Origin of the sequence: Paenibacillus plantiphilus (assembly GCF_927798095.1) — a bacterium.
Taxonomy (GTDB): domain Bacteria; phylum Bacillota; class Bacilli; order Paenibacillales; family Paenibacillaceae; genus Paenibacillus_Z; species Paenibacillus_Z plantiphilus.
In genome coordinates this window covers 1-13371 of record NZ_CAKMMF010000005.1, presented here as the reverse complement: position 1 = coordinate 13371, position 13371 = coordinate 1, and the positions used below count along the sequence as shown (strand labels likewise).

The following is a 13371-nucleotide window of genomic DNA, read 5'->3' as shown; positions in this document are numbered from 1 at the left end:
GTTATGCAGAATCATTCCATTCAAGTCATTGGCCTGCAAAAATCCTACAAGCAGCATCAAGTCCTGAAGGGCGTAGATTTCGAGGTGGAAAAGGGCAGTATTTTCGCTCTGCTCGGCTCCAACGGGGCGGGCAAAACAACGGTTGTCCGAATCCTCACCACGCTGCTCAAACAAGACAGCGGAACCGCCACCGTAAACGGCTTCGATGTTGCGTCCAAACCTGACAATGTGCGGCAGGCGATCAGTCTGACTGGACAATTTGCCGCCGTGGATGAAATTTTGACCGGACGAGAAAATCTTATTATGATTGCCAGGCTGCGATACCTCAACAATCCGCGTCAGGTTGCGGAAGATTTGCTTAAACGCTTCGGCCTGACAGACGCAGCCGACCGCAGGGCGTCTACTTATTCGGGCGGTATGCGCCGCAGGCTCGATATCGCCTTGAGTCTTGTGGGAAATCCGCAGATCATATTCCTCGACGAGCCGACTACCGGGCTTGACCCCGAGTCGCGCATCGAGGTTTGGAAGATCGTCAAGGAGCTTGCCGCTGGAGGCACGACGATATTTCTCACCACGCAGTATTTGGAGGAAGCTGAGCAGCTTGCCGACCGAATAGCCATTTTGCACGAGGGCAGGATTATCGCGAGCGGCACGCTCTCGGAGCTGAAAAAGCTGTTCCCGCAAGCGAAGGTGGAGTATGTTGAGAAACAGCCGTCGTTAGAGGAGATATTCCTCGCAATCGTCGGCAAGAAGGAGGCCATGTAAATGGAGGCGTCAAAGAAACATTATTTTAGCGATCTGGGCGTTATGCTTGGGCGTTCCATGCGCCATATTACCCGCAGTTTGGACACCATCATCTCAGTCACCATCATGCCGATCGCGATGATGCTGCTGTTCGTCTATGTGTTCGGCGGCGCCATTCAAGCTGGAACGGATAACTATGTGAACTACCTATTGCCTGGCATACTCCTTATTGCCATTGCTAGCGGGGTATCCTACACGGCCTTCCGCCTGTTTACCGATGTGCAGCGGGGCATATTCGAGCGGTTTCACTCCATGCCGATTTCGCGTTCGACCTTACTGTGGGGGCATGTGCTGACCTCGCTGGTATCCAACGCCATATCGGTTGTCGTCATCATTGTTGTAGCGCTCGTTATGGGCTTTCGTTCGTCGGCGGGGATACTGCCATGGCTTGCAGTAGTCGGCATACTCATGCTGTTTACACTGGCATTAACTTGGGTCGCGGCGATTGCCGGACTGTCCGCCAAATCAGTGGACGGCGCAAGCGCCTTTTCCTACCCGATTATCTTCCTGCCGTTTATCAGCTCGGCGTTTGTGCCAACCGAGTCGATGCCAGCAGCCGTTCGCGCCTTTGCCGAGAACCAGCCGGTGACCGCGATCGTGGAAGCCATCCGTGCGCTGCTGTCAGATCAACCGGTAGGCAATGATATATGGGTCGCTCTTGCGTGGTGTGTCGGGATTATGCTCGTAGCGTATTATTTTGCAATGAGGGTGTATAAAAGACGGATGTGAAATAAAGCTTTGACCCGCATTTTATTATTGAAGATTAATTTTTAATGCGGGGCGCACGCCGTCACGGGCTAGACTGACTTTAGCCCGATTCCATTAAAAAGGAACCTCCAGCTCCACTTTTATAGTGGTTTTGAAGGTTCCTTTGCATGCTTTATGAGATACGCTCACTTGGTCTTACTCTTTTGGAACAGCCCCTCCTCGACCGAGGTGTCTTTTTTACGGGCCACATTCCTGAAATCTAGCTTTGGATTTCCGTATAAATTTGAAAGGTCACGCCGAATTTATCCGTTACATCGCCGAAGCCAGGGCTGAACGATTCTTCGCTAAAGGGTATATTGACTTGCCCGCCTTGCCGCAGTGCTTCAAAGATTCGTCTTGAATGCTCCACATCGTTCGCAGTGATGCAGATCGTGACCCTTTTGCCTGCTGCAATCGCTGAACCGCCGGGAGAATCTGAGAACATGAGCTCGGATTCGCCTACTCGCAGCTTGGCATGTGCCACAAGATCCTTAAGATTCTCGGTGAACGTATCCGGCATGTCCGGCATATCTCCGTAGGTCATGATGGAGAGTACCTCCGCTCCGATTGCCTGTTCATAGAACCGAATGGCTTCCTTGGTGTTTCCCTCCAAAGTAATGTACGGGGTAAGTTTTACAGTCATCGATTGTTCCTCCTTGGGTTTGAATGATCATCTATCGTCACTTTCATAGATATAGACGAACCAGCCATAAAGAATTCATCGGTGCGCTGCAAAATTTGTTGCTGCGTCCAAACAAGGAGGCAGCCCAAACCGCTCGAATAGCTCGGAGCCGATAAAATGGTGGAGATGTGCGATCTTGCCGTCCTTCATCTCCAGAATATGAATCGCCCACGGGACTAATGTCCCGCCGCTTCCAGTCGGCACATACTGCGCATAAGCGGGACAATTGCCGTTCGCCTTGATCGGCAGCATGCGGGAGCCCGAGCAATGGTCGCGCGTAAGCTGATAGAACGTCGACAGATTCGGTCTGCCGCTGACCCACATGACGAATGGCGGCATCGATATGCTGCTGCCCTCGTGGAACAGCGCCAATAGCGCATCAATGTCGTACTGTTCGAAAGCTTCGACGTAACGGACTAGAAGCTCTTGATCCGCTTCGTCGTCCAGCTCTTGCAGAGCATCAGACCGGAGATTCGCGTTCGCTAACGTCGCACGCGCGCGTTGCAAAGCGCTATTGACGGCTGCCACGGTCATCTCCATTGCATCCGCCGTCTGACTCGCCGGCCAACGGAATACATCCTGCAGGATCAGTACGGCGCGTTGACGGGGCGGCAGCTTTTGCAGAATAGCAATAAACGATAATCGAATGGTTTCCTTATTCACCACAATATCAACCGGATTGCTGACAGAATCCGGAGCCGGCCATATCCAGGAGGCTCTGGGCAGATTGTCCCTGGGCTCAGCTATCAGAGCGGCAGGCTCTGAGAGATCCATGGGAAGCGCCCGGCGCTTCGCGCTCCTTAGACGATCCAGGCAAACATTGGTGGTGATCCGATAGATCCAGGCTTTGCGCGAAGCGTCCTCCCGAATCTGATCCCAGCTTTGCCAGACGCGAATCATGGCATCCTGCACCGCATCCTCCGCCTCGAATATGGAGCCCATCATCCGATAACAATAGCCTGTAAGCTCGGGGCGCAGCTCCTCGACAATATTCATCTCCACATGGGCTCGGCTCATGTTCGTATGTCCTCCTTTTAGCTTATACCTGTCACAACGGGAAAAACAACGGAAGCACAGCCACCATCACGATGCCCATAATGAGCTGAAGCGGCAGTCCAACCTTGAGATAATGAGAAAAACGATATCGTCCAGCCGACATGACAAGCGCATTGGGCGGCGTGGAGAAGGGCGAGGCGAAGCACATGCTCGCTCCGATCGATACCGCGAATAGGAACGGATAGGGATTGGCGTCAAGCTGGAGCGCTGCCGAAAGGGCTATAGGAGCGAACAAGACAGCACACGCCGTATTGCTAATAAACAAAGTAAGCAGCGAAGTCGTAAAGTACACGCCTGCAAGCAAGACCATGGGACCATAGCCGCCTAACACCTTGACCATCCCCTCGGACAGCAGCGCCGCAGCACCCGTCTTTTCGATCGCTATCGACATCGGGATCATACCGCCGATCAGCACGACGCTCTCCCAATTGATCGTTTTGTACCCATCCTCCATGTTTCTCACACAACCGAACACAATCATCAGTACAGCTGCGATCATAACCGACGCCACTGCGGGTATAACGTCCGAAACCAACAGCACAACCATAAGGAGCATGATGCCTACGGCGATTGGCGCTTTATTGTCCATTGTCACTTTACGAGATTCCTCGATCGGTTGGCCGACTACGACGACATCCGATTCGTTCGCCAGATGAGCGATATCCCTCCATGTCCCCTGCACGAGCAATGCATCGCCGAAGCGCATCTTCTCTTCCTTCAAATGATGGAGAATATATTGATCCTGCCGTTGAATCCCGAGTATGTTCAAGCGATACTTCTCACGGAAGCCGGAATCCTTGACCAGTCTGTTAATAAGGCGAGACGTAGGCGTGAGCATCACTTCGGCAATTCCCATTTCTTCCGTCGCGTATTGTTCCGTACCCGACATTCGTTTGTTTTCTGCAATTTGATGATCCAGCATCGTCAAGTCGAAATCCTGTGCGAACTCCTGTACACGCTCGAACGTACCGTAAACGTACATAATATCCTCTTCTTGAATGATCGTATTCGATCCGGCGACCTCTTGATTGATGGTTTTAAAAAACTGGTTCTTAGCCGATATTTTCCGTCGAATCTCAATCACGTTTAACGCATACCGGGCAGAAATATCGAGCTCTTGCAGCGATTTAGAACGAATTGAAGAGTGGGCGCTCACTTGTACGCGATATAGATTCTGCATGAGCTGATACTTCTTTGCCAAATCCTTAAGCGAACGCCCGGTGCGCCGGCCGCCTTCATCTTTTTCATTCTGCGGCAGAAACCTGCGGAGGAATAACATCGAGACAATCCCGACTACAACACATACAAGACCAATCGGCGTGTACGTAAAAAAGGATATTTCATTAAACCCGCCTGCCGACAGCACCTCCTGAATGACCATATTGGGCGGGGTTCCGATTAAAGTGAGCATTCCCCCCATACTGCTTGCAAAAGCAAGCGGCATTAGAAGGCGGCCTGGATTCGTTTTCGCGCTCATCGCCAAGCTCACGACAATCGGCATCATTACGGCGATCGTTCCCGTATTGCTCACGAACGCTCCAATGCCAGCAGTGACGACCATAATGATAATGAGCATCCGAGTCTCGTTGGTCCCGGCTAACTTCAGCAGCTTTCTACTGACCATCTTCGCTAACCCGGTTTGAAAAATACCCCCGCCTACAATGAATAACCCGATCATCATAATGACGACTGAATTAGCAAAGCCGGACAACGCCTCGGCCGGCGTGAGAATGTTAAACAACATTAATAGAATTAGCGCTCCGATAGCAACCAAATCGGAACGCACCTTCCCTGAGATGAACAGGACAGACGCAATTGCTAGTATAACTAAAGTGAGGATCATTGGACCGAACACGGACAAAGCTCCTTTCTGACTGTAATTGCAGAATATAGCTGTACTACAAGAATACTAGATTAAGCAGTATTAATCACGTGCGGGTTCAGTAATCCCCTTCGTGCTATTCTGTATGCTTCAGGACATCACTCAGACATGCCGTTATCTATTTCAATAGAAACTGACAAAAAAGGTTCATAACCTTATAATTGTTTCATATATCCTATAGCGGCAATGACCAGGAGGACGGCATGCAATTTCAACCGGTGTATGATGATGGGGAATTATTTCTACCGAAGATCGAATTAAATATGACAGGTAACCAATCGATTGGCATTATAACGGACTTGAAGCGAAAGCAGCTTTTATTGAATCAATTGCCGGATCGTTCCCAATATTACATATTTCGCGCCGGGCAAAACGAGTATATGCGTTTAACGGTGGAAGAACTAATCACTTTTCTAATCAAAGTAACAGAGCGGAATGAGCGTGCCGATTTGTTAATGGATTATTTTGCTTTAAAAGAAGAACGGAAGGTCCAAATCAAGGATTTAAGCTCATCGAGAAGGATGTATGTGACCTTGCTGCGTGTCTTTTTTGCGCATCAGCCTGCACTTGTCCTGGAGGAACCCTATTTTTACTTGGAAGAACAAGATCGTCGTCATTTAAAACGGATTTTAGATGACCTTTCGAAAGAAAAGCAGATTTTAATTTTAACTTCGAATTTAGAGGATGCCCTTATTTCCTGTGATGCCATTTATCGATTGAACGAGTCCGGATTTCTTCAATTGGATATTCGGGACTCCGAAGAGGATAAGCAGGAGGTGCAGGAACAGGATCGGGCCAATATCACCTTGCAGAAGATTTATACGAAAAGAAATGACAAAGTGATTTTATTTAATCCTCCTGAAATCGATTTTATAGAAAGTGTAGATGGTTCGATTCTTGTTCATGTGGATGGCGAAAATTATGACTGTGCTTTGACGCTAACCGAGCTTGAGCAAAGATTGCTGAATTTCGGATTTTTCAGGTGCCATCGATCCTACCTCGTTAATCTGCAAAAAGTAAGAGAGATTATTACATGGACGAAGAATAGCTACAGCTTGCGATTAAATACGGGTAAAGATGCCGTGGTCCCGTTATCTCGTTCAAAATTGCATGAACTAAAAGCGCTTCTTAACCTTTGATTGTCGGGGTAATATCGAACCGATTAGGCATTAATGGTACCATTCAGGCGATAAAAGCTACATTTCGGCGGGTTTTCATGACTGGAAGCATGCAATTTCTATATAGTTAAGCCATTAACTCTAAGGAAGTGGTGTTGAGGTTTGGCAATTACATCCGACAAGCGGACAAGCAAGTGTATTTAACCAACCGGCGGAGATGAGGTTAATTGACCGATTAGCAACGAAAGAGCCTAGTCTGGGTGATATCTTTATTAAAATGACAGGAAGTGAGTTGCTATGAGTATCTCAATGAAACGTGCTCAAGCGATATTTGTGAAGGATTACAAAGAGTTTTCACGCAATTATGGAATTTCCATTATTTTAATTTTCCCAATTATTTTAGCAGTTCTTTTCCGAAGTGCGGGCGCGTCTTTGCCTGGAGCTTTCGGTTTAGTTCTAAACGGTTCGTTTGTGACACTAACGTGTTTAGCACAAGCATGCCTGATTGCGGAGGAAAAGGAGCGCAACACTTTACGATCATTAATGATGACTCCGGCCACGACCATGGATGTTTTAATCGGTAAAAGTGCTTTAGTCTTTGTCATGTCTGCTACGGTTCTGGCTATTTCTACCTATCTATTTGGTTATGAGCTAGCTAATATATGGGCGTTTGTAGCAGTAATGTTTCTTTCGATTATTCTATACATAGCAGCCGGCACGATATGTGGTTTATTCTCCAAGACGCTGCTCGAAGCGTCATTATCTATAATGCCTGTGGCAATCGTATTCACTGGGGCACCAGGGGGAGCATTACTAGTGAAAGATTATCCGATCTTCAAAGTGCTGGATTACATGCCAAGCAGTCAGCTTGTGCATTTGCTAAATATACGCCATATAGGCTATACAACGGGAGATTTATTAAAACCCCTCCTCGTTATTTTGGCATGGACGGTTGTATTAACGATTGTAGCTGTTGGTTTGTATCAACGGCGGTTAAAGGATGAGTAGAAAAAAATTACAAAGAGGAGAGATCAAATTCCTATGAATATAGCCGTCAAGTTGATGCAAAAATTCAAAGACCGCGATACCCAGCATAGGCTGAAAGGCTATCAGGACAAAGCGGAGCTTATCAGGAAACGGAATTTGGAAGCATGGGACGATGGGCAGCTTCAAGCGGAATCCCTCCGGCTGCAAAAAGAAGCACAATCGGGTACACCTTTGGACGAGCTGCTTGTCGATGCTTATGCGTTAGTCTGTGAGGCAGCGAAGCGAAAGCTCGGATTACAGCCCTACGATGTCCAGATCATGGCTGCCATCGCCCTGCACGAGAGATTGTTGATCGAGCAGCATACCGGCGAAGGAAAAACGCTCTCTGCTGTTATGCCTGCTTATCTAAATGCGCTGACCGGCGAAGGCGTTCATGTGCTGACTTTTAACGATTATTTGGCAAATCGGGATGCGGAGTGGATGGGCCCGATCTATCGCTTCCTCGGGTTAACGGTAAACGCGGTTCAAGCGGGCATGAGCTTGCCCAAGAAACGGGAAGCGTACGCCGCGAATATAACCTATGTTACGGCCAAAGAGGCGGGATTCGATTACTTGCGCGACACGATCGCACTAAACGAAGCCGATACCGTACATCGTCCTTTCCACTACGTAATCGTCGACGAAGCGGATTCACTGCTTCTCGACGAAGCTCGGGTGCCGCTAGTCATTACTGGCGAGTCGGGCTCTTCCAGCAGCGACGGTATTCGTTTCGCAGAAGTGGCTCGGCAGCTCCAGCAAGTAGAGCATTACGACTTTGACGGATTCCAGCGGAACGTTTACTTGAATGAAGCAGGCTCTGCGAAAGCGGAGTCGCTGCTGGGATGCGGCAATTTGTACGATAGCCAGAACAGTCATTTGTTAACGTCATTGAATTGCGCGCTGCATGTGGAATCGTTATTGAAAAAAGACGTCGATTACATCGTCCGGGACGGTAAAATTGAGCTAATCGAAGAATATACCGGCCGCGTGGCGGAGAACAGGCATTTGCCGGACGGGCTGCAAGCCGCGCTTGCCGCCAAAGAAGGGCTGCAGTCGAAAGCCGGTGGAACAATTCTCGGGACGATCACCCTTCAACACTTCATTAGCCTGTATCCGGGGATTTGCGGAATGACGGCTACTGCGCACGTTTCCGCAATAGAATTCGAAGATATTTATGAGCTGCAGGTCGTGCAAATTCCACCGAACCGGCCAAACATACGGATCGACTATCCGAACCGGATTTATACCCATAAAGAAGCCAAACTTAAGGCGCTTGTACAAGAAATCTCGTCCGTCCATGTGACGGGACGTCCAATTCTCATTGGTACGTCAAGCGTCGAGGAGTCTGACATGCTGACGGAGGCGCTAGCGGCTGCCGACGTACCTTGCCATGTTCTGAATGCGAAAAACGACGCAAAAGAAGCCGAGATCATCGCCAAAGCGGGAGAAATCGGCGCCGTGACGGTGTCTACCAATATGGCGGGACGCGGCGTCGACATTCGGCTCGGCGGCGGCAACCCCGCGCAGGCAGAAGTTGTCGCCAAGCTGGGCGGCTTGTACGTGATTGGTACGCATATGCACCAAAGCGTGCGGATCGACGATCAACTGCGCGGGCGTTCTGGCCGCCAAGGGGACCCGGGCGCTTCCGTATTTTTCGTAAGCTTGGATGACGAGTTGCTCCTTCGGTTCGGCATCGATAAAGCGATTCGCGATCTCAGGCAGGATGAGGCGCTCGAAGAGTCGGTGCTCCGCAGCAAAATCACGCATATTCAGCGCATTATTATGGGCCAAAACTTCCATATCCGCCAGGAACTGAACTGTTATTCGGATATGGTGGAGGATCAGAGGCGAATTCTATACGAGGAGAGACTCGGAATTTTGAAAGGCGTGACGCCAATGAGTCCTTCGGAGCAGCGGGTACGGCTTTATTATATCGACAAGTTCTGGGCTGACCATCTGGCATACGTGTCTTACATTCGCGAAGGCATCCACTTGACAAGCCTTACCAGCCGCAATCCGATCGACGAATTTCATGCACAAATCATCCAAGCATACGAGCAAATTCCGGCTAAAATTAATAGTGAGTCGGCGAATATGCTTATAAGGCTCGGAGGTTCGAATGATCCTGCCGAGTGGGATAAGCTCGGTCTGAAGAGCCCTACTTCCACTCGGACTTATATCATCAACGATCAATACACGCAGTACTTGCAGAATCCCGGTTCATGGGCCTCAGGGACGATAATCGCTTATTGGCTTCACAAGATTTTGAGGCCTGTATTCGGGTGGAAAAATTTCTGATGCAGCGCAGCTTTTTCGAGGATAATCGGGTTGCCGCCTATTTGCTGTACGAAATAACGGTTGTCCAACCTATTCCCAGAGGATCTAGGAATAGGTCGATATTATGTTGACAGTCCCATTTTAATCTGAGCTTGATTAATCAGGGCCGAACGACAGCGTCACTGTGGCGAGGAGTTCGGCCGTAGCCTAACTGTCTTTTCCGCAACTTCCCCTTCCTCCATGCCAGCCGGATGGACTTCCTTCGCTCTGACGGGAGCATCCAGGCTAAAGGTTCCGTCCTTCCAACGATAAATGACATCCAGACTTCCCTTTTCTTGATCATAATACTGGTTGACAAACGCATGGTCTCCAACTTTTCGATACCGGATGGATGCCCGATGATCAGAAGAATAGATGTTCTTTTCCAAAATGCGAAAACCATTCGGGTCGATTGTCATCATTGAGTAGATATTCCCATTACTGCCCCCCCACTGTCCGATTGTAAAATCCGGAAATCCATCACCATTATAATCGTCGAACAGAAGCATAAAAGGTTTGTCTTTGCGAAAACTCAATTCCCCACCGTCGAAGGCATCGTTCAATCCAAATCTAGCCAGTTCTTTGCCATCCGCTGCAGTAGCTACCACCTCGAATTGTCCCTGTAGAAACGTCCCTTGAAACGGTCCCGGATTAGGATCGGTGACTTCCTTTCCTTTCATCAGCCATACGAGAATCGTTTCCTTCGTCCCGTCCCCGTTCAGTTCCGTGGTTCCTTCCGCAATGACCACCGGTTTGATGATCTTAATTTCCGACGAGACACCACTTTCGTTTGTATCATTCGTCGTCGGGTGTTGCGGAGACGATACCACGTTTAAATGCTGCTCTCCTTTGCGAACCTGATCACCCTTCTGGCATGCAACCGCCATTATCAGGAGTAGTAGAGCAGCAAGCACACCAAGGAACACTCTAGTCCTTACTATCATTTCGTATCTAGTCTCCATTCCGTTTCTTTTCAATAATTAGACGGGTCGTCAAAATAAAAAGTTGCCTATAAAAGAAAGAGAGGAGCGATTTCATATGATACAATCCACAGCAACTCGTGAACGGCTGACTTCCGCTCTGGTCACCTTGCATCATCCGTTCGATTATTACTTCAACGTCTTCCTCGAGCAAAGGAAACCGAAGGCTACCAGCAAACCGATCTCTCGTCCCATATCAAGCTGCAACAGGTCAAAGAGGACATGATCGGCTCTTTCCAGAAGGAGCAAGTGCTGCAACTGCTTGCAAGAAGGCACAGAAGAGGCTGCAACAGGTCACATGCTCACCACCTGTCACAGCCCCCAAAACCGTGTCCGACGCGGTCTCGTAATTCTTACTCTTCACCCGTTGCAATCGGATTTCCCTCATAGCTAATCCAATCGCTCCAGCTTTCGAATTATAATGGCGTACCGGCGGGCTAGAAATAGAGAGTTCTTATTAGGTTAAAGTCTGTGACAAAAGAGAAATCCTTATACTCTGGGTTTTGATTCTTCAAATGCCTTGAATTCGAGTGATAGCAACTTAGTATATTTCTCTTTACAAAGAAGAAATACGGCCTAGACATAAAGTCCGAAATGCTACTCAAAAAAAGCTCATTTGCTTCATATCGAAAGTCATCATGGCGAGTATAACGTTGTGAAGCGTACTCCTCTGTTGCTTTCTTGCTTAGCGCTGCGCCCTTTAACATAGATAGTAGACTTTGATGCTCGTTAGAGTAAGAGTTAATATAGTCGATATCGTGTATGACATCATCATATTTCCCAATAACCATATACAACAGTGATTTCCATACATTTAACATTACTTTCAGCTCATCATAGTTAACGAAATTCGAAGCATGAACAAACTCCGTATTTATTTCGTTGTATATAGAAAAACCCGTTCTATCTCTACGTATATGAATTAATGATTTGTAGAGGGGTAGCAAATAGTTACCCGGATATAGTTTATTAATGACTTCCATATGATCTTCCGATCCTTCAATGTTCTCTAGTAGATCGATAGACATGTTAAATGACATAATTTCATTCTTATTGATAATGGTTTTTAGACCAAAGTTGAATGCTTGTTCCTCCGGTATTTCTTTGTCGAAGAGCTTAAATGTTCGATTACGTTGAAGTAATCTATTGTACTCACCTCCTGGTATTCGCTTTTCTTCGAGTAAATAACTTTTTAGTAATGAATTAAGTAGATACACCTGCTGCCCCTTAATAAACTCTTTGTAAATCATTGAATTGGATGTTAGGTCCTCCAATAGTTGTTGTAAATGATTACGCTCTAAATTTGTAACTCCAATTAGCTCGACGGATGGGGGCTGTTTGCAAATTGCTGAATGGTTGTTTGCCGTCGGCAATTCAGTTTGTGAATATTTCGGAGTAATAGAGCCACTGAGTTAATGAATGAGAGCCAAGATGTTAATAAATTAGAGCCGGTATGTTAATGGAGAGAGCCATCAAGTAGATGATGGCTCTCAATCACCCCATTCAACTATCGTTCGACGTTAGTTCAAAGAACAGTTCATCAACAAATTATCAGTTCACTCTTTCGGAAATATTTTTACTTATTTCTTCAGGATTTTCAACACCAATGATCAACTTTGATATTTTGAACTTACCAACTTTAAAGCTATTCAAATCTAAATGAAGAGTTTCAATCTCATTTTCAAAAATGTGCAGTTGATAACCACCATTTGATCTAAATAACCCATTTCTCATTCCTCCTAATAAAAGACCAAATAGTTTAAAAGCATTTGGTATCGGTCTACCTGTTGTTATTCCCTTGATTGAAGAGTATGGAATTTGCAACTCTTTATGAAATTTTAATAAGGGTGAGTTTCCAAAGTCGATATTTACGTAGGTTTCCATTAGTTGAATTTTACGTGTCATATTTTGAATCCCCCATTTTCAAATAATCCATTTATTTCACAACTCATAATTACATATAATACTATAAAACCTCATTTGTTCATAAACGTCTAAGCTCTGCTCTTTAGTTTAATGACCACTCTCTATAATTCGACATAGCAAAGCAACCGGAGAATATCGACCGCTGGAGGACGACGACGGGGAATAGCCTTTCGAAAAACGGAAATGTATTCCCGTTGGCTTGGAAAGCTGGGAAGGTTTGCTCCCAAAGGTGATCGTCCACTTGCTCTGCACGAAAAGCTGTGCCGCGCCTGTTTGTGAATGGCCACAAGCGAAAACGACAAGCATTCAACAACCCCTTGACCCGACTGCCTAACTGTGGCTGGCTCCGGGGTTCCTGCAATTGTTTTCAGTAAGTTCTTGTTTGCAAGCTGTTGACAGAAAAGCCCAAAGAGGGCCGCAACAGGTCAGTTGCTCCCAACCTGTCACAGCCCTCAAATCCGCGTCCGACGCGGCCTCTTGGCTCTTACTCCTCGCCGACAGCCACCGGATTCTCACTGTAAGAAATCCAATCACTCCAGCTTCTTACTCCCCCACGAACCCCTATGTTCCAAGGGTTCCGATGCAAAAAGGTAGGGGTTCGGAGCAGCGCGGCGGGAATGCATCGGAAGATATGGCAGCGCCCATGTGCAACGATCTCCATTGACTACGTTGGGGAGGGCTTGTGGAGCAAGAAGCCCGTAGAGGACGGGGTTGGCGAAACAGTATGGTTTGAGTTCGGGCAAGTCATCCAACAGTGGCTGGATCAAGCCAAACCAAACGCCAACAAAAGGCCAAGTGAAGCAAGGTAGCACCCCAAAGGGTGGATGGGTTGGG

At 47.6% G+C, this 13371-nt stretch carries 11 protein-coding genes; 6 read left to right on the top strand and 5 right to left on the bottom strand.

Annotated features, from left to right (window positions below; all coding sequences use genetic code 11):
• Positions 1 to 3: 3 nt before the first annotated feature.
• Positions 4 to 765 (top strand): ABC transporter ATP-binding protein, encoded by a 762-nt coding sequence (locus L6H65_RS05320; RefSeq protein ID WP_236339463.1) that lies wholly within the window; start codon positions 4 to 6, stop codon positions 763 to 765.
• Positions 766 to 1533, top strand: coding sequence for an ABC transporter permease (locus L6H65_RS05315; RefSeq protein WP_236339462.1), 768 nt, complete (start codon positions 766 to 768; stop codon positions 1531 to 1533).
• A gap of 238 nt (positions 1534 to 1771) precedes the next feature.
• Here the strand turns inward: L6H65_RS05315 and L6H65_RS05310 are convergent, their stop codons facing one another.
• The 3 genes from L6H65_RS05310 to L6H65_RS05300 all read right to left on the bottom strand — a co-directional run bounded on the left by L6H65_RS05310 (position 1772) and on the right by L6H65_RS05300 (position 5144).
• Positions 1772 to 2194 (bottom strand): VOC family protein, encoded by a 423-nt coding sequence (locus tag L6H65_RS05310; protein WP_236339461.1) that lies wholly within the window; start codon positions 2192 to 2194, stop codon positions 1772 to 1774.
• Between the two features lie 75 nt (positions 2195 to 2269).
• Positions 2270 to 3250 carry a sigma-70 family RNA polymerase sigma factor gene (locus L6H65_RS05305; RefSeq protein ID WP_236339460.1) on the bottom strand — a complete coding sequence of 327 codons (981 nt, stop codon included), beginning with the start codon at positions 3248 to 3250 and terminating at the stop codon, positions 2270 to 2272.
• Between the two features lie 31 nt (positions 3251 to 3281).
• On the bottom strand, positions 3282 to 5144 hold the full coding sequence (locus L6H65_RS05300) for an SLC13 family permease (RefSeq protein WP_236339459.1): 1863 nt from the start codon (positions 5142 to 5144) through the stop codon (positions 3282 to 3284).
• 230 nt (positions 5145 to 5374) lie between these two features.
• Here L6H65_RS05300 and L6H65_RS05295 point away from each other — a divergent pair, with 230 nt between their 5' ends.
• The 3 genes from L6H65_RS05295 (at position 5375) to L6H65_RS05285 (ending at position 9613) form a co-directional block, all read left to right on the top strand.
• Entirely contained in the window at positions 5375 to 6310 is a 936-nt protein-coding gene (locus tag L6H65_RS05295; protein WP_236339458.1) for a LytTR family transcriptional regulator DNA-binding domain-containing protein, read from the top strand.
• Between the two features lie 276 nt (positions 6311 to 6586).
• Positions 6587 to 7297, top strand: coding sequence for an ABC transporter permease (locus L6H65_RS05290; protein WP_236339457.1), 711 nt, complete (start codon positions 6587 to 6589; stop codon positions 7295 to 7297).
• Between the two features lie 33 nt (positions 7298 to 7330).
• A complete protein-coding gene (locus L6H65_RS05285) occupies positions 7331 to 9613 on the top strand; it encodes a preprotein translocase subunit SecA (protein ID WP_236339456.1) in 2283 nt (760 codons plus the stop codon).
• A gap of 158 nt (positions 9614 to 9771) precedes the next feature.
• On the opposite strand, the gene L6H65_RS05280 is transcribed toward L6H65_RS05285, so the two are convergent.
• Entirely contained in the window at positions 9772 to 10575 is an 804-nt protein-coding gene (locus tag L6H65_RS05280) for a hypothetical protein (RefSeq protein ID WP_236339455.1), read from the bottom strand.
• A 1587-nt stretch (positions 10576 to 12162) separates the two neighbouring features.
• Positions 12163 to 12516: a hypothetical protein gene (locus L6H65_RS05275; RefSeq protein WP_236339454.1), complete on the bottom strand. Its 354-nt coding sequence runs from the start codon at positions 12514 to 12516 to the stop codon at positions 12163 to 12165.
• 638 nt (positions 12517 to 13154) lie between these two features.
• Between L6H65_RS05275 and L6H65_RS05270 the strand changes: the two genes are divergently transcribed.
• Positions 13155 to 13346 (top strand): hypothetical protein, encoded by a 192-nt coding sequence (locus tag L6H65_RS05270; RefSeq protein ID WP_236339453.1) that lies wholly within the window; start codon positions 13155 to 13157, stop codon positions 13344 to 13346.
• Positions 13347 to 13371 lie beyond the last annotated feature (25 nt).

Excerpts from the sequence above, each read along its gene's own strand:
- L6H65_RS05280 (WP_236339455.1), bottom strand. The coding sequence starts at position 10,575 with ATGATAGTAAGGACTAGAGTGTTCCTTGGTGTGCTTGCTGCTCTACTA.
- L6H65_RS05320 (WP_236339463.1), top strand. The coding sequence starts at position 4 with ATGCAGAATCATTCCATTCAAGTCATTGGCCTGCAAAAATCCTACAAG.
- L6H65_RS05270 (WP_236339453.1), top strand. The coding sequence starts at position 13,155 with ATGCATCGGAAGATATGGCAGCGCCCATGTGCAACGATCTCCATTGAC.
- L6H65_RS05315 (WP_236339462.1), top strand. The coding sequence starts at position 766 with ATGGAGGCGTCAAAGAAACATTATTTTAGCGATCTGGGCGTTATGCTT.
- L6H65_RS05310 (WP_236339461.1), bottom strand. The coding sequence starts at position 2,194 with ATGACTGTAAAACTTACCCCGTACATTACTTTGGAGGGAAACACCAAG.
- L6H65_RS05295 (WP_236339458.1), top strand. The coding sequence starts at position 5,375 with ATGCAATTTCAACCGGTGTATGATGATGGGGAATTATTTCTACCGAAG.
- L6H65_RS05290 (WP_236339457.1), top strand. The coding sequence starts at position 6,587 with ATGAGTATCTCAATGAAACGTGCTCAAGCGATATTTGTGAAGGATTAC.
- L6H65_RS05285 (WP_236339456.1), top strand. The coding sequence starts at position 7,331 with ATGAATATAGCCGTCAAGTTGATGCAAAAATTCAAAGACCGCGATACC.
- L6H65_RS05275 (WP_236339454.1), bottom strand. The coding sequence starts at position 12,516 with ATGACACGTAAAATTCAACTAATGGAAACCTACGTAAATATCGACTTT.
- L6H65_RS05305 (WP_236339460.1), bottom strand. The coding sequence starts at position 3,250 with ATGAGCCGAGCCCATGTGGAGATGAATATTGTCGAGGAGCTGCGCCCC.